Origin of the sequence: Nocardia sp. NPDC056100, from assembly GCF_042266325.1 — a bacterium.
Taxonomy (GTDB): Bacteria; Actinomycetota; Actinomycetes; order Mycobacteriales; family Mycobacteriaceae; genus Nocardia.
Genome location: NZ_JBHJVY010000001.1, coordinates 2,181,350 through 2,196,296, shown reverse-complemented (window position 1 = coordinate 2,196,296; position 14,947 = coordinate 2,181,350). Strand labels below are relative to the sequence as shown.

The window sequence follows — 14,947 nt, the reverse complement described above, 5'->3', positions numbered from 1 at the left end:
TACCACCACCTGGATACGGGTGCGGATTGCGACCAGTATGGAGAAGTGAATCCCGTAACCGGAAATGCCGTGCCCGCGAGCCATCGCGCCGCGCGAACGCGCGAGCGCCAGCGGCCGGTCGGTTCCGGCCCGACGGCAGCCACTCCCGAACTGAGCATCGACCGTGGTGCGGATGCGGCCGGAACCGGGTCCGGCGTGATCGGGGACGACCGTATCGCGGCCGGGGGTGCGCGGCGCGGACGGGAGGCGGGGCCGTTCGCGGCGGACGGGACGATTGTGCGGATGGAGTTGGTTCCGATCGAGAATTCGCCGGCCGTGGCTGTTCCGCAGGATTCCCGGGAGGTGCGCAAGACGCGGCGGGATGAGTTGTCGGCCTTCCTGAAATCGCGGCGGGCGCGGATCACGCCGGGGGAGGTGGGGTTGCCCACCGGATCTCGGCGGCGCACGCCCGGGCTGCGGCGGGAGGAGGTGGCGCAGCTCGCAGGGGTGGGGATCACCTGGTACACGTGGCTGGAGCAGGGCCGCGATATCAATGTGAGCATTCAAGTGCTGGACGCCATTTCGCGCACGCTGTGCCTGGACGGCGCGGAGCGGGCGCATCTGTACCGACTGGCGGATGTGCCGACCATTCCCGCGCCGCAGTTCGATGAGCCGGTGCCGGAGGAAGTGCAGGTCATCCTCGATCACCTGACGCCGCTGCCCGCGGTGCTGCTGTCGGCGCGTTACGACGTGCTGGCGTACAACTCCGCGTATGCCGCGCTGTGCCCGGGTTTTCTGCTGGGCGAGAAGAACATTCTGCGCAAGGTGTTCCTGGCCCCGGAATGCTGCAATCCGTATGCGGCGCAATATGAATACCTGGCTCGCATGGTCGGGTATCTGCGCGCGGCGTATGTGAAGAACCTGCATGATCCGCTGTGGACGGGGTTCATCGATGATCTCGTCACCGCCAGCCCGCTGTTCGCGGAGATGTGGGCGCGTAACGATGTGGCGTTCCCGCTGGGGCGGATTCGGGTGATCCGCAATGTGGTGACCGGCGATCTGGAGATGAGCATGACCAGCATGTCGCTGCCGTCCATCGCGGGGGCGTGGATTCAGGTGCTGACGCCGGTGGACGAGAACGGCTGGACGCGACTGCGCGCGCTGTTGACCATGACCGCCGAGCAGCGGCGCAAGCCCTGGCTGGCGCATTTCGCCGAGGCACACCCGGAGGTCGGCTGAATTCGCCTAAGCTGCGCGCATGGCTGAGGTTTCCGGGCAGGAGACGATCGGGTCGGCTGCCGGGCGGGGGCCGGTGGTGTCGTGGGGGCTGTGGGATTGGGGTGGGGCCGCGTTCAATGCGGTGATCCTGACCTTCGTGTTCTCGGTGTATCTCACCGATAAGGTGGGCAAGGATCTGCCCGGGGGTGTGTCGTCGAGCGCCTGGCTGGGGTGGGCGCTGGGGCTGGCCGGGTTGGTGGTGGCGGTGACCGCGCCGGTGAGCGGGCAGTTCTTCGATGCCACGGCGAAACGCAAACTGTCGCTGGGCGTGCTGACCTCGTTCACGGTAATGCTGATGGCGGCAATGTTTTTCGTGCATCAGAACTACCACTACCTGTGGGTGGGGCTGGTGCTGCTGGGTATCGGCTCGGCGACGTTCGAGCTGTCGCATGTGCCGTACAACTCGATGCTGCGGCAGGTGTCGACGCCCGCCACCGTGGGGCGGGTGTCCGGATTCGGCTGGGCCATGGGCTATTTCGGCGGCATCATCCTGCTGCTCATCGTGTATTTCGGCTTCATCTCCGGTAAGGGCGACTATCGGGGCCTGCTCGGCGTGCCCACCGATGACGGCCTGAATATCCGGCTGGTGGCGCTGGTTGCGGCGGTCTGGTTCGCCGCCTTCGCGCTGCCGCTGTTCCTGTTCGTTCCCGAATTGCCGCGCACCACAGCCGATCCCGGCGCGGATACGCGCAAGCTCCGGGACGCGTATCGCATTCTGTGGCGTGATGTGCGCGAACTCTGGCGTGCCGATCGCCGCGCCGTCGGATTCCTGTTCGCCAGCGCCATCTTCCGCGATGGCCTGGCGGGCGTGTTCACCTTCGGCGCGGTGCTGGCGGTGCGCGTCTACGATATCGCCGACTCCGATGTGCTGCTGTTCGGTATCGCCGCGAATGTCGTTGCCGCCCTTGGCGCGATCACCGCCGGCCGGGTCGACGATCGCATCGGCCCGAAACCGGTGATCGTGGTCTCATTGGTCGCCATGATCGGGTGCGGACTGGTGTTGCTGGTGGTTTCCGGCCCGCTCATGTTCTGGATCTTCGGTCTGCTGCTGACCGTATTCGTCGGTCCCGCACAGTCTTCCGCGCGCACCTTCCTGATCCGGGTGACGCCGCCGGGCCGGGAGGGGCAGATGTTCGGCCTCTACGCCACCACCGGCCGCGCCGTATCCTTCCTGGCCCCGGTGCTTTTCGGCTTCTTCGTCTGGGCGACGGGTTCGGAGCGGTTCGGCATCATCGGTCTGCTGCTGGTGCTCGCGCTGGGTTTGGCCGCACTGCTCCCGGTCCGGCAGCCCGCGCTCTGATCACGGATGGGAGACGGCGTCCGGATCCCACGCGCCCATGCCCAATGCGATGAGGCGTACGTGCAGCACGGTGCGGTCGATGATGCGGGCGCGATCGCGCGGGGTGGCGACCACGTAGTCGGCGATGCGGTCGGCGACGGTGGCGACGATCAGATCGGCGGCCAGCTCCAGATCCTCGGGGGACCAGTGGTCGAGGTTGCGTACCCGGGACAGGTCCACCACGAGTTCTCGGACAATGAGCTGCATTTCGACCGCGATGGCGCCGCGCAGCGCCGCCGAGCCGCCGTGGCGTTCGCGAATCAGGAAGCCCCACAGATCGGTTTTGCTGTCGACCTGCTCGAAGACGAAGCGGACGGTCGCGGCCAGGCGCGCGTCGGGGGTGCGGCGCATCTGCCGCAGTGCCAGCCGGAGTTGGCGCACGCCCTCCTCGACGAGGGTGGTGCCGAGTTCGTCGAGTGAGGTGAAGTGCCGGTAGAACGCGGTCGGCACGATGCCCGCGGACCGGGCGATCTCACGCAGGCTCAGGGCGGCGAAGCCGCGTTCGGCGGCCAGGGCGAGGGTGCCGTCCAGTAGTGCCGCGCGGGTCCGTTCCTTGCGCTCACCCCTGGTTGCTGCCTGCTCGCTCACATCGATGAGCATACATTCGTTCACATTCGTTCCATTCGTGAGATGTCGTGTGGGTCACACGAACTGCCGGTTGAACTCGATGGCCTCCAAGCGGCACACTAGTTGAGTGTACAGATGTGCACCGAAATCAGCGCCCGCTGAGATCGTGCACATCGAAACGTGACAGCGTCGCCCAGCCCGGCGGCGCGACAGGAGGCCAGAATGGTTGGACTCATCGACCTCGTGGAGAAACTGACCACTCCGCATCAGCTGGACCGCTATCTCGAGCTGGTCCGCCCCAACTTCACCCTGCGCGATATGCGCGCCGAGATCACGCACGTGCGCCGCAGCGCCGTCGGCTCGGTGACGCTCACGCTGCGCCCGACCCGGCAGTGGCGCGGCCACCTCGCCGGTCAGTACGTGCAGATCGGCGTGGTCATCGACGGTGTGAAGCACACCCGCTGCTATTCGCCGGTGAACAATGACCGTCGCCGCGACAAGCACATCGAACTCACCATCAAGGCGCATCCGCACGGCCTGGTGTCGAATTACCTGCACGAGAACGCGATTCCCGGCATGGTGGTCGACCTGGCCCCGGCGTCCGGCGTCTTCCACCTGCCCGCCGAGCGGCCCGATCGCATCGTGCTGATCACCGGCGGCAGCGGTATCACCCCGGCGCTGTCCATGCTGCGCACGCTCGCCAGCGAGCGGTATCAGGGCCGGGTGCTGTTCCTGCACTACAACCGTTCACCGGAATGGGTGCCGCATCGCACCGAGCTCGAGGCTCTCGCGTTGCAGCACAACAACTTCCGGGTCGAACTGCTCTACCCCGAGCTCGGCGGCGATGCGAACTTCAGCTATGACGAGCTGGAGCGGCTCGCGCCGTGGTTCCCGTTCGCGCAGACCTACCTGTGCGGCCCGCCCGGACTCATGAAGGCGGTACGCACCGTCTACGAGGCCGAACAGCTGGAAGAGCGGCTGCATTCGGAGGAGTTCACGCTCACCGTCGCGCCTTCCGATCCGGCCACGGCCGAGGGCGAGATCACCTTCTCCGGTACCGGCAAGACCGTCGAGAACAATGGCGCGAGCCTGCTCGAGCAGGCCGAATCCGCCGGTCTCACCCCGGAATACGGCTGCCGCATGGGTATCTGCTTCACCTGCACCGCGGTCAAGCGCAGCGGCTGCACCCGAAATCTACGCACCGGCGAGGTCGACGCGGACCCCGACCAGCCCATCCAACTCTGCATCAACGCCCCCGTCGGGGACGTCGACATCGCTATTTGAGGGGACAGAAATCATGGCGATACTTACCGAGACACCCGCGGGACCCGTCGTACTGAGCCAGGAGCAGGTCGAGGAGATCGGCCGCGCGCTGGACGAGATCCGCGCCCGCGTCACCGACGATCTGGGCGAGCGGGATCGCGAATACATCTACTCGATCATCAAGGCGCAGCGCGGTTTCGAGATCGCCGGCCGCGGTCTCATGTACCTCGGCTTCCTGCCGCCGTTCTGGCTGGCGGGCGTGGCCGCGCTGTCGGTGTCGAAGATTCTCGACAATATGGAGATCGGCCACAATGTCATGCACGGTCAGTACGACTGGATGCGTGAGCCGGGCCTGAACTCGCGGGTCTTCGAATGGGACACCGTCTGCCCGGCCGATCAGTGGCGGCACTCGCACAACTACATGCACCACACGTACACCAATATCCACGGCATGGACCGCGATATCGGCTACGGCATCCTGCGCGTGGACGAGCAGCAGCCCTGGAACCCGCTGCGGCTGGGCAACCCGCTGTACGCGTTCTTCCTCATGGTCGCGTTCGAATGGGGCGTGATGGGGCATGACCTGGAGGTGGAGAACATCATCCAGGGCAAGCGCAAGTGGTCCGATATCAAGGCGCTGGTCAAGGGTCAGGTTCGCAAGGCCGGGCGGCAGGTGCTCAAGGATTACGTGGTGTTCCCGGCGCTGACCGGACCGCTGTTCCTGTCCACGCTGGCCGGTAACTTCACCGCCAATATCGTGCGCAACCTGTGGACGTTCTCGATCATCTTCTGCGGGCATTTCCCGTCGGGCGTACAGACGTTCACCGAGGAAGAGTGCACCGAGGAGACCCAGGGCGAGTGGTACGTGCGCCAGATGCTGGGCTCGGCCAATATCGACGGCAGCCGCCTGTTCCACATCATGAGCGGGAATCTCTCGCATCAGATCGAACACCACCTGTTCCCGGACCTGCCCGCGAACCGGTATCCGGAGATCGCGCCCGAGGTGAAGGCGCTGTGCGAGAAGCACGGTCTGCCCTACAACACCGGTAGCTTCAGCCAGCAGATCGGCTCGGTCTGGGCCAAGCTGTTCAAGCTCGCGCTGCCGCCGGTGCTCGCGGGGAAACCGCAACCCAACGGTGTTATCGTGATGCGCCGGGGGCAGGCTAGCGAAGTGGGCGTGTGAATGATCGGAAAATTCGAAAGCAATAAGGATCTGATCCAGGAACTGACGTCGTCCGGAGCCCGGCACGTCGGCAATATCGCATCGATCATCACCGGAACGGTCGCCGAGGTGACCAAGGAGATCGGCGACTGGATCACCGACGCCATCGAAATGCGCGAGGCGGCCGCGGCCGCCGCACAGGATGCCGCCAGTCAGCGCGCGTCCGCCGCGGATCTCGACGACTTCGATGATGATTTCGACGGCGACGCGGAACCCGTTGCGGCCCAGACTGATTCGCCCAAGGCCCAGCCTGGTGCGGTAAAGGTGGAACCGGAGCCGGAGTTCATCGACGCCGAGATCGTGGAACCGCGTCAGTAGACGGGCAACCGCCTACGGTGCTGTGCCACTTCGGTAATCAGATCCTTATAGCCATCGGCGAGTTCGGCGAGGCGATACCACTGTAGGTGCGCCTCGCTGTCCGCGTGCCGCGGCGGCTCGCCCAGATGCGGGCTGCTGCGCCGCCGCGGGCGGCCGTCCGGATTCTGTTTGCGCACTGCACCCTCCGACCGAGCAGTGTTCAAAGCCTGTTGCGCCGCAACCCATTTCGCCGCCATGCGGTCTATCACCGCGCCGAGCGTCTCGGTGTGCAGTGAGGCCCCGCCGCGATGCGGGATATGGATCGCCACCCATTCGTCGATGCGCGCCACCAGCTCGGTCCGCCGGGCGTCGATATCTTCCACCAGCCCGATATGGTCGGCCACGCGCTGCGGTGTGGCTCCGGCGGCGTGTGCCGCCTCCTGTGCCCGATGCCTGCCCTCATGGCATTGCACCAGGTCGTGGGCCGCGGCCAGCACCTCGCGATCGGGGTGGGCGGCGTCGGAAGGATCGGTGCAGAGTGTGGAGACCGGTTCCTGGAAGGCGCGCAACAGCATTCTGGGCGATGGTAGCTCGGCTCCGTACCCCGTACCGGTGTAGTCCGTTGCCATATTTCCCACCCTTAGCCAGTGCAGTTTGGATGCGCCAGAGCCGAGGAGGTTTCGGGGAGGGGCTCCCCTCGGCTCCGGCGCAGGCCCGCATGCCGGGACGCACAGCCCACCACAAACGGCACGGTGAAGAAACCGGGAAATTCGCGACGGTGCGATGGGGAGACTGTCCGAAATACGGGACTATTTCAGGAAAGCGCGATAGTCGGACGGGCGCAACCAAACGGCGCTCGATCGGCGAACCTGGCGGAGAATCGTTATACAGCATTACAACTGAGTCACGTGGGGGTTGTGAAAGGTGGCTGATCGACACCTCTTCGGGGGTGCATCTGCACGGGCTGGTCGGTCGGTTCCAGGCCGGTGCCGCGTTCGCCTCGATCGAGTCCGTTACTCAGGCTTATGAATAGCTATCGGCGCGGCGCGCCGGGAGCGCTGCGCGCCGCGCTCGATTAGCCTGGGTATTCGTGCCAGCCTATGCGTCCTCACCCGAGCTGCGCTTCGGATTCATGTTCGCGCTGGAAGACCCGGAGCGAATCGCCGAAGTCGTGCGCACCCTGATTGTTCGCCGGCGGGTGTCGGTGTTCCGGCTCGCGCACCTGTCCAATGATGACGGGCCGCCCGAACGCTATGTCGTGAACTGGGCTGCGGTACCGCAGATCTCGGTCACCACCGCCGCGCCGACCCCGGATGAGCTGCGTTCCTCGGGAACGATGCTGGTCAACGCGTTTCTGGGGGAAGACGGTGAAGTGAGCCTGTACGCGGCGGACGGACACGCCCCGAACTAGTGTGTCGGGCGACACACGCCAACTTAGTTACCTCTCAGCAACAGGCAAGGGCGCTGTAAGGGAGCCCCTGCAAGGTGGGTCACGTCGCCGGTCGGAAATCCCGGACGGAGGCGAACCAACAGAGAGGTTGAAAATAATGATCCCGGTCATCATCGATACTGGTAGCGCCGCCCTGAACGGGCTCTTCAACACCGGTAGCGCTGCACTCAGCGGTATCCTCAACACCCTGTTCACCGGCTCCTTCGGCGGCCGTTAAACCTCATCTCCCGGAAGGGTTTTCGGGATACCGCCCCGAGTGCGCACGCACTCGGGGCGGTTTGCGGTCGCGGTGGGGCGGCCGGGGTGAATTCAGAGTGCCAGGACGGGGGAGCGGCGGGCCTGCAGGATTTGTTCCAGTAGGGCAACGAGGATGGTTTTCACCGATTCCCGGTCGCGCGCATCGCAATCCAGCAATTGGATGGACGGGTCGATATCGAGGGCCTCGCGCACCTCGTCGAGTTCGAAGGCCGGTGCGGCCTCGAATCGGTTGACCGCCACCACGAATGGGGTGCGGCGCTGTTCGAAGTAGTCCAGTACCGGATAGCAGTCCTGGACCCGATCGGTGTCGACCAGGATGACGCCGCCGAGCGCACCGTCCAGCAGATCGTCCCAGAGGAATTCGAAGCGTTCCTGGCCGGGCGTGCCGAAGAGATAGAGCACCAGCGAGTGATCGAGGGTGATGCGGCCGAAGTCCAATGCCACCGTGGTGGTGGTCTTTCCGGTCGCGCGGCCGGGGGTGTCGACCCCGACCGAGACCTCGGTCATGGCAGCTTCGGTGGCGAGCGGCTCGATTTCGGAGATGGCGCCGATGAGCGTGGTCTTGCCGACGCCGAAACCGCCGCTGACCACGATTTTCACCGAGGAGGCGAGCGGGGCGGGGGCGGGAATGTCAGAGTGCCCGTACAAGATCCCGGATCCTTTCGATCGCGGAGGTGGACAGTTCACTACCCTGGCTCACCGCGACATGGCCGGCGGCGACCAGATCGCTGACCAGGACGCGCGCCACCCCGACCGGCACCCGCAGTGCGGCGCCGATCTCGGCGATGGAGTGCGGGCGCTGGCACAGCCGCACCACCCGTTCCAATTCGAAACGCAGTGGGGCGGACAGTGCGGCGGGTGAGGCGCGCACCAGGGTTTCGATGCGCAGTCCGTCGACCAGGGGTGTGGTGCGTCCGGCGGTCATCATGAAGGGGCGCACCACCTGTAGGTCGGCTTCCGCGGCTCCGGGCGAGGTGTCGATCTCATCGGCCGCGGCGCCCTGCCGCATCGGGAATCCGGTCATCATCCGGGCGTCGGGCAACCGGTGCGAATCATTCATCGGGCCAGCGATTCTCGCAGTTCGGTGATGAGCGCCGGGGTGAGCAGCGCGCCGGCGCGCTCGGCGAGCACGGCCATCTGATATCCGACCAGGCCCACATCGGCCTGGTGTTCGGCGATGACGCCGATGCAGCTGCCATTGGTCATCGCCGAGACCAGCAGGAACCCCCGCCCCATCTCGATCATGATGAGCCGCAGTCCGTCGAAATCGTAACTGCGCGAAGCGCTTCGACCGAGGCTGGTGAGCCCCGACACCATGGCCGCGAGCCGGTCGGCCCCATTGCGGTCCAGTCCCTGGGACATGGCCATGAGCAGCCCGTCCGAGGAGACCGCCACCGCATCGCGCACACCGTCGGTGCCGCGCACGAAATCGGCCAGCAGCCAATTGAACGCGTGCGGATCGGTGTCGGGGTAGTGGGTCGTCACCTGCGGTCCTCCTGATTCTTCGAGCCGGGTCGAGCCGATGCGCCCGTATCCTGCTGCGGCACAACGCATTCACCGCGCTGATGCCCGGCCCGGAACCCGGCTAGCATGCCGCGCACCGCTTCCGGGGTGCGATCGGCCTGCGGAACGGCGGGCGGGGACGGCGGTGCGGGTTGGGCGCCACCCGGCGTGACACCCGAATTCTCCCGAGTCTTCCGGCTGCGCTTGACGAGACCGTTTCGTGTGCGTTGCACCTGCGGGACGGATCCCGGAACATCAGCCGCCTCCGCCGGTGAGGGCGGCGTCGATCCCGGCGCGGACGCCACACCCGCGATGACGGCCCGCGCGGGGTCCACCGTCGTGCGGCGTCCGGCCGAACCGTCCGGGAATCCGGTCGCGGGCACCTCACCGATCACTTCGGATCCGCTGTGGCGGTTCGACACCGGTTGTCCCGCAGGGGGATCGGCTGGATCCGCGAGCGGGATGAGTTTGACGCCGCTGCCGCCGGTGGGGACCGAGCGCGCGCCGTTGGCGTATCTGTCGCGCGGGTCGGGCGGTTCGATGATGCCGCCGGTGGTCAGGCCGCCGGAGGTGAACGCGATGTGCGCATTGCGGCTCGTTTCACCCGAGGCGGCGAATACCGTTGTGCTGAACGGGAAGTCGCCGGTTGTCGTGGTCGGGTGCGGTTCAATGGATTCCGGGGCGGTCGCCGCGGCCAGTGCTCTGGCGGGACTGTGGCGGCCGTAGCTGGGCTCGGGCATATCGTCGGCGGCGGGAAGTGCCGCGACGGCAGCGTGTTTCGAGTCCAGGCCCGGGGTCGCGGCGATCGGGGGCGGGGCCTGATCGCCCAGCAGGGATTCGGGGATCAGCAGACGCGCCACCACACCGCTGACGGGGGAGACGGTGAGTTCCACTTCGATGCCGAGGCGTTTGGCCAGGCGGCCGACGACGAAGTGGCCGAGGTAGCGGGTGGGGGCCACCAGGAAGTCGGCTTCGCCGCGCAGGCGGGCATTGGCCACGGCGAGTTGATCGGCGGGCATGCCCACGCCGTGATCCACCACGGCGAGCAGATAGCGCGGGCCGATGCGGCGGCCGTAGATCTCCACTTCGAGATCCGGTGGGCTGAAGGCCAATCCGTTCTCGATGAGTTCGGCGAGCATATGCGCGAGCTCACTGACCGCGGATCCGGCGATGGCGGCATCGTCGACGCGCCGCATGATGACGCGGCGGTAGTCGTCCACCTCGGACAGGCCCGCGCGAATGACATCGGTGAGCGGAATGGACTGCGACCAGCGGCGCGGACTGGATTCGCCGACCAGCACCAGCAGGCTTTCGGCATTGCGGCGCATGCGGGTGGCCAGATGGTCGAGCTCGAAGAGGTTGGACAGCGCGCTGGGATCCAGTTCCTCGCGTTCGAAATCGCTGATCAGGCCGAGCTGGCGGCGTACCAGGTTCTGATTGCGGCGGGCCAGGTTGGCCAGTGATTCGGTGGTGTTGCGGCGCAGCCGGGCCTGGGCGGAGGCGAGTTCGAAGGCGGTGGCCTGGACGCGGTCCAGCGCCGTTGCCACCGAGGCGATCTCGGCGCCCGCGGCGGCGTTGGCGCGCACCGGTTCGGGTGGTTCGGGATCCTCGACCGCACTGTCGTGCCAGTCCGCCACCAACCGCGGCAGCCGCTCGTCGGCGACCGCGTCCGCCTCCCGGGCCAGCTCGGCGAGGGGTTGCACGATGGCCCGCACGGTCGTCACCACCAGCGCCACCATGGCCGCCACCGCGAGCAGTGCGGCCAGCGCGTACACGCCGAGCACCGTCGCGGCGTCGCGGCGCAATTCGGCGGCGCGAGCGTGGATCTCATCGCCGATGCCGCGCTGCACCCCGCGTTCGGCATCGATGACCGAGGTCATCTGCCGCCACCAGTCGGCCGGATTCACCGGTTCGGTCAGTGGTCCGCGCACCGATGCGATGGCGATCGATTCGGATTCGGCGGCCCGCACCGATTCATCGGTGCGCATGGCGGTGTACAGCCGGGACCGCTGTTCGGGGGTGGCCTCGCGTTCGAAAGCCGCGACGGCGCCCTGCTTTCCGGCGCGAATATCGAGGAACTGCACGTATTCACCGGGCCCGAACCCGCCCGCGGCGAAGACGCCGTTGAGGAAGCCGCGCTGCTGCGCCGTGTACTCCTTGACGTCGCCGAGCGCGTACAGCGTCTGCAATCCGCGCCAGAGTTGGGTATCGCGGGCGTTGTCCAGTCCGGGCCGCGCCTGATTCAGGGCCAGGATCGCACCGGTGTAGAAGGTGAACGAGGCCGCTCGATCGATATGGCGGGCGTCGACGTCACCGCGATTGGCGCTGAGCCCGGACAGCCGTCCCAGCGCATCGCGCACCTGCGCCGATCCGGGCGCACCGGTGCTCAGCACCCGATTCAATTGTTGCAGCGCGCCATCCACCGCGGCGCGCTGTGCGGTGACCGCGCCGCGCGCGGAATCGTCACCGCCGAGCAGACCGTTGGTGAGACCGCGTTCGCGCTGCGCCTCGTGCACCAGATCCTGCACCGCCAGCGCGAGATCGACCGCGTGCGTGGTGGATCCGGTATCGCGATAGCGCGTCACCTCACCGGAGATGATGACGGTGAGCAGGGCCAGCACCAGCACCACCGAGAGCAGCAGAATGCGCCGCAGTCGGGCGCGAATAGTGCGCGGCCGGATGAATTCCAATGCGGGCGTGAGTTTTACGTTACCGCGCTGCAACAATCGCGCCGGACGCATATTCACACACACTCCTGAAAATCGAGCTTCCGCACTGCCCAGGACCGGGTGCACAGAGAATTACCAGCAAGATGTCAGAGGCAGATGTGGTCTTCGCGTCCAGGGGAAGACAATGGGGTGAACAACATCGAATTCACCTGTCGGTACACGGCCGAATTGCGGCCGTCCGCGATTCGAAATCGCCGCGAATCACGAAAGCGGATGCGCCGCGGCCTCGTAGATGCGCCGCACCACATCCTCGATATCGGGTTCTTCGATGGACAGATCGCGCACCTCGGCCCGCGCCGACACCGCCGCGAGCAATTGCGCCGCCGTGGTGATCTCGGTGTCGAAGGCGAGTCGCTGGCGCATACCGCCGCCCTCGCTGGCGAGCAGTTTCGCGCCCGGCAGATCGGTGAGATCGGTTGTGGGTTCGGCCAAATCGACGGTCAGCACCCGATGCGCGCCGACGGTGGCGGCCAGTCCGGTCAGCGAACCGTCGTAGACCAGGCTGCCGTGATCGACCACCAGCACCCGTTCGCACAGCCGCTCGATATCGCCCATATCGTGCGTGGTGAGCAGCAGGGTGGTGCCGCGGCTGGTGCGCTCATGCCGCAGGAATTCGCGTAATCGCTGTTTGGACAGCACATCCAGGCCGATGGTCGGCTCGTCCAGGATCACCAGTTCCGGTGAATGCAGCAGTGCCGCAGCCACTTCCGCGCGCATGCGCTGGCCCAGTGAGAGCTGGCGCACGGGAGTGTCGAGGGTGCTGCTCATCTCCAGCTGTTCCACCAGCTCGTCCGTGCGCCGTCGCGCCGTGCCCGGTTCCAGCCGGTGAATGGCCGCCAGGATCGAAAACGATTCGCGCAGTGGCAGATCCCACCACAGTTGCGAGCGCTGCCCGAACACCACCCCGATGCGCGCCGCCAGTTCGCGGCGCTGCCGCACCGGATCGAGCCCGCAGGTGCGCAGTCGTCCGGCGCTGGGCACCAGAATGCCGGTGATCATCTTGATGGTGGTGGATTTGCCCGCGCCGTTCGCGCCGATGTATCCGACGGCCGCACCGGGTTCGATCCGGAAGCTCATATCGTCGACCGCGGTCAGCACCTCGCGCCGCCGTCGCCAGCGTCCCTGTTTCCGGCTCAGGACGAAAGTCCTTGTCAGTCCGGCAATGTCGATGATGGGTTCGCTCATCCGCCGCCTCCCTGATAGTGCCTGGTGCCCAGCCGCCACGATGTCAGCGCGATCACCCACACCCACGCCGCCGCCAGCGGGGACGCCCAGGCCAGCCACGTGGTCAGCGGTGGCGATCCGGGCAGATCCAGCAGGGCGATGGTGGGCAGATAGGAGCTGAAGGCGACCGGAATGAGAAATCCGAAGATGAGTTTCATCGGTGTGGGGAATACCGAGGCCGGTTGCATGGACGCGTATGAGCCGCCGTAGGTGAAGGCATTGGTCAGTTCGGCCCCGTCGATGAGGAAGAACTGCACCCCGGCGGCGGTGATGAAGAGTCCGGCGAAGATCGTGATGCCGGATATCAGGGTCACCGTGAAGAGTGCGAGATGCGCTGCGGTCCAGTCGATGTCATTGCGGGCGATGCCGAATCCGAGCACGGTGGCCGCCACCGCGATGCGCGCCACCCGGCGCAATGCGATATCGCTGGTCATGAGTTGCAACAGCAGCGGTTGCGGGCGCAGGTAGAAGGCGTCCAGTTTGCCCATGCGGATATAGGTGGGCAGCGTGTCCGCGTGCCCGACCAGCATGTCGGCGATGGCGAAGCAGGTATTGCTCATTCCGAACAGCAGCAGCATCGAATTCAGGTGCAGTCCGCCCAGTTGCGGCACATTGTGGAAGATCACCCACATTTCGCCGAATTCGACGAGCCCGATCAGGAAGGCGCTGAACACATCGGTGGCGAAGGACAGCGGATAGGCCCGCTGCGCGCGTAGTCGGGAGGCGAGTACGGCGCGATAGGGCGCGAATCGCGAGGGGCGTAGCCCGTCAACCACCCTGCACCTCCAGTTTCCGGCGGCCCGCGCGCAGCAGCAGTTGCCCCAGCGCCGTCAGGGTGGCGAGCCAGAAAGCCTGCGCCAGCACGATTCCCATCGCCGCCATACCGGTGGTGCGGCCGGACAGCACATCGATGGGCCATTGCAGCATGGAGGGGAACGGGGTGCAGTAGGCGATGGTGCGCAGCCAGTCCGGGAACAGGTGCACGGGCGCGAACAATCCGGCCAGGAATGTCCCGCAGATCATGTGCAGGGCCCGCAGTCCGCGCGTTTCCACCAGCCAGAATCCGGCCAGGCTCACCGCGAACATGGACAGGAACGACAGCGCGATGGCCATCGCGAGGCTGAAGATGCCCAGAAGGTACGGTCCGGCGGTGGTGGGCAGCGCCAATCCGAAGGTGAGCGCGCCGACCAGCATGCTGGGCAGTCCGCGCGGCAGCAGCGAATAGGTTGCCCGGCCGATGTATTCGGCCAGGTGCGCGCCCTGGATATCGATGGGCCGCAGGAAGTCGATGGCCACATCGCCGGTGCGAATGCGTTCCACGATATCGGGCAGGGTCCAGAACGCGATGGCTCCGAGCAGCCCCTGGGACAGCCAGATGAACGCGCCGATGGTGCCTCGGTCGTAGCCGCCGAAGCCGTTATTGGCGTGCACGGCGGCCATCAGCACGGCCGCGCGGACGAAGCCGAACACCACGTTCGTGATGAGTCCGGCCAGCATTGCCAGGCGATAGTGCGACTGCCTGCGAAATCCGGCTTTGACCAGTTGCCAGTAAACCCCCACGTCGGCACGCACAAGAAGTTCACCTTACCGGACCCGGCGAAACCGGCAATGCCGCTGCCCCGCAGCGGTTTTCCAGCGAACCGCGAATCCGGGCGAAGGCGCACCGGGTGTTCGCGAGGTCTTCATCCTGAGGGGTTTGCTTCGTCCGGTTCGCCGGGGGTTATGCTCGTGCTGTCCCGGGCGAGACGATCGTCACTTCTGTCCGGTTCGGTGTGTGGCCCGCGCGATGGATTGCGCGAGATTGCCCGGTTTCGCCGAAAACCCTCCGCGGCGCGAGC

15 protein-coding genes are annotated in these 14,947 nt (G+C 66.3%); 6 read left to right on the top strand and 9 right to left on the bottom strand.

Annotation, left to right across the window (positions count from 1 at the left end; genetic code table 11):
* The first annotated feature begins 45 nt into the window (after positions 1 to 45).
* Both ACFC0O_RS10210 and ACFC0O_RS10205 read left to right on the top strand, forming a co-directional pair.
* Complete coding sequence (locus ACFC0O_RS10210) at positions 46 to 1,218, top strand: helix-turn-helix transcriptional regulator (RefSeq protein WP_375955439.1); 1,173 nt, start codon at positions 46 to 48, stop codon at positions 1,216 to 1,218.
* A gap of 19 nt (positions 1,219 to 1,237) precedes the next feature.
* Positions 1,238 to 2,557 carry an MFS transporter gene (locus ACFC0O_RS10205; protein WP_375955438.1) on the top strand — a complete coding sequence of 440 codons (1,320 nt, stop codon included), beginning with the start codon at positions 1,238 to 1,240 and terminating at the stop codon, positions 2,555 to 2,557.
* Here the strand turns inward: ACFC0O_RS10205 and ACFC0O_RS10200 are convergent, their stop codons facing one another.
* On the bottom strand, positions 2,558 to 3,196 hold the full coding sequence (locus ACFC0O_RS10200) for a TetR family transcriptional regulator (RefSeq protein WP_375956095.1): 639 nt from the start codon (positions 3,194 to 3,196) through the stop codon (positions 2,558 to 2,560).
* 189 nt (positions 3,197 to 3,385) lie between these two features.
* Here ACFC0O_RS10200 and ACFC0O_RS10195 point away from each other — a divergent pair, with 189 nt between their 5' ends.
* The 3 genes from ACFC0O_RS10195 to ACFC0O_RS10185 are packed head-to-tail and all read left to right on the top strand — an operon-like array spanning position 3,386 to position 5,966.
* Positions 3,386 to 4,447, top strand: coding sequence for a ferredoxin reductase (locus tag ACFC0O_RS10195; protein WP_364629242.1), 1,062 nt, complete (start codon positions 3,386 to 3,388; stop codon positions 4,445 to 4,447).
* Between the two features lie 13 nt (positions 4,448 to 4,460).
* The gene (locus ACFC0O_RS10190; RefSeq protein ID WP_375955436.1) at positions 4,461 to 5,609 is read left to right on the top strand and encodes a fatty acid desaturase family protein; all 1,149 of its coding nucleotides are present in this window, start codon (positions 4,461 to 4,463) and stop codon (positions 5,607 to 5,609) included.
* A complete protein-coding gene (locus ACFC0O_RS10185; RefSeq protein WP_375955435.1) occupies positions 5,610 to 5,966 on the top strand; it encodes a hypothetical protein in 357 nt (118 codons plus the stop codon).
* Here the strand turns inward: ACFC0O_RS10185 and ACFC0O_RS10180 are convergent.
* On the bottom strand, positions 5,960 to 6,520 hold the full coding sequence (locus ACFC0O_RS10180) for a DUF4254 domain-containing protein (protein WP_375955434.1): 561 nt from the start codon (positions 6,518 to 6,520) through the stop codon (positions 5,960 to 5,962). The two genes, ACFC0O_RS10185 and ACFC0O_RS10180, sit on opposite strands and share 7 nt — an antisense overlap.
* Positions 6,521 to 7,035: 515 nt before the next feature.
* On the opposite strand from ACFC0O_RS10180, the gene ACFC0O_RS10175 reads away from it, so the two are divergent.
* The gene (locus tag ACFC0O_RS10175) at positions 7,036 to 7,356 is read left to right on the top strand and encodes a hypothetical protein (RefSeq protein WP_364629254.1); all 321 of its coding nucleotides are present in this window, start codon (positions 7,036 to 7,038) and stop codon (positions 7,354 to 7,356) included.
* A 348-nt stretch (positions 7,357 to 7,704) separates the two neighbouring features.
* Here the strand turns inward: ACFC0O_RS10175 and ACFC0O_RS10170 are convergent, their stop codons facing one another.
* The 7 genes from ACFC0O_RS10170 to ACFC0O_RS10140 form a co-directional block, all read right to left on the bottom strand.
* Positions 7,705 to 8,304, bottom strand: a complete 600-nt coding sequence (locus ACFC0O_RS10170; RefSeq protein WP_375956092.1) for an ATP/GTP-binding protein — start codon at positions 8,302 to 8,304, stop codon at positions 7,705 to 7,707.
* A complete protein-coding gene (locus ACFC0O_RS10165) occupies positions 8,285 to 8,713 on the bottom strand; it encodes a DUF742 domain-containing protein (protein WP_364629257.1) in 429 nt (142 codons plus the stop codon). The genes ACFC0O_RS10170 and ACFC0O_RS10165 overlap by 20 nt, the downstream gene beginning before the upstream one ends.
* Positions 8,710 to 9,138 carry a roadblock/LC7 domain-containing protein gene (locus ACFC0O_RS10160; RefSeq protein WP_364629260.1) on the bottom strand — a complete coding sequence of 143 codons (429 nt, stop codon included), beginning with the start codon at positions 9,136 to 9,138 and terminating at the stop codon, positions 8,710 to 8,712. The genes ACFC0O_RS10165 and ACFC0O_RS10160 overlap by 4 nt, the downstream gene beginning before the upstream one ends.
* The gene (locus ACFC0O_RS10155; RefSeq protein ID WP_375956090.1) at positions 9,135 to 11,897 is read right to left on the bottom strand and encodes a nitrate- and nitrite sensing domain-containing protein; all 2,763 of its coding nucleotides are present in this window, start codon (positions 11,895 to 11,897) and stop codon (positions 9,135 to 9,137) included. Before ACFC0O_RS10155 ends, ACFC0O_RS10160 begins: the two co-directional genes overlap by 4 nt.
* A 189-nt stretch (positions 11,898 to 12,086) precedes the next feature.
* Positions 12,087 to 13,070, bottom strand: coding sequence for an ATP-binding cassette domain-containing protein (locus ACFC0O_RS10150; RefSeq protein WP_375955432.1), 984 nt, complete (start codon positions 13,068 to 13,070; stop codon positions 12,087 to 12,089).
* Positions 13,067 to 13,885: an ABC transporter permease gene (locus tag ACFC0O_RS10145; protein ID WP_375955431.1), complete on the bottom strand. Its 819-nt coding sequence runs from the start codon at positions 13,883 to 13,885 to the stop codon at positions 13,067 to 13,069. The genes ACFC0O_RS10150 and ACFC0O_RS10145 overlap by 4 nt, the downstream gene beginning before the upstream one ends.
* Positions 13,878 to 14,681, bottom strand: coding sequence for an ABC transporter permease (locus ACFC0O_RS10140; protein WP_375955430.1), 804 nt, complete (start codon positions 14,679 to 14,681; stop codon positions 13,878 to 13,880). Before ACFC0O_RS10140 ends, ACFC0O_RS10145 begins: the two co-directional genes overlap by 8 nt.
* Positions 14,682 to 14,947: the final 266 nt, after the last annotated feature.

Coding starts and splice junctions, on each gene's coding strand:
- ACFC0O_RS10195 (WP_364629242.1), top strand. CDS start 3,386: ATGGTTGGACTCATCGACCTCGTGGAGAAACTGACCACTCCGCATCAG.
- ACFC0O_RS10185 (WP_375955435.1), top strand. CDS start 5,610: ATGATCGGAAAATTCGAAAGCAATAAGGATCTGATCCAGGAACTGACG.
- ACFC0O_RS10180 (WP_375955434.1), bottom strand. CDS start 6,520: ATGCTGTTGCGCGCCTTCCAGGAACCGGTCTCCACACTCTGCACCGAT.
- ACFC0O_RS10190 (WP_375955436.1), top strand. CDS start 4,461: ATGGCGATACTTACCGAGACACCCGCGGGACCCGTCGTACTGAGCCAG.
- ACFC0O_RS10205 (WP_375955438.1), top strand. CDS start 1,238: ATGGCTGAGGTTTCCGGGCAGGAGACGATCGGGTCGGCTGCCGGGCGG.
- ACFC0O_RS10150 (WP_375955432.1), bottom strand. CDS start 13,070: ATGAGCGAACCCATCATCGACATTGCCGGACTGACAAGGACTTTCGTC.
- ACFC0O_RS10155 (WP_375956090.1), bottom strand. CDS start 11,897: ATGCGTCCGGCGCGATTGTTGCAGCGCGGTAACGTAAAACTCACGCCC.
- ACFC0O_RS10200 (WP_375956095.1), bottom strand. CDS start 3,196: ATGCTCATCGATGTGAGCGAGCAGGCAGCAACCAGGGGTGAGCGCAAG.
- ACFC0O_RS10165 (WP_364629257.1), bottom strand. CDS start 8,713: ATGAATGATTCGCACCGGTTGCCCGACGCCCGGATGATGACCGGATTC.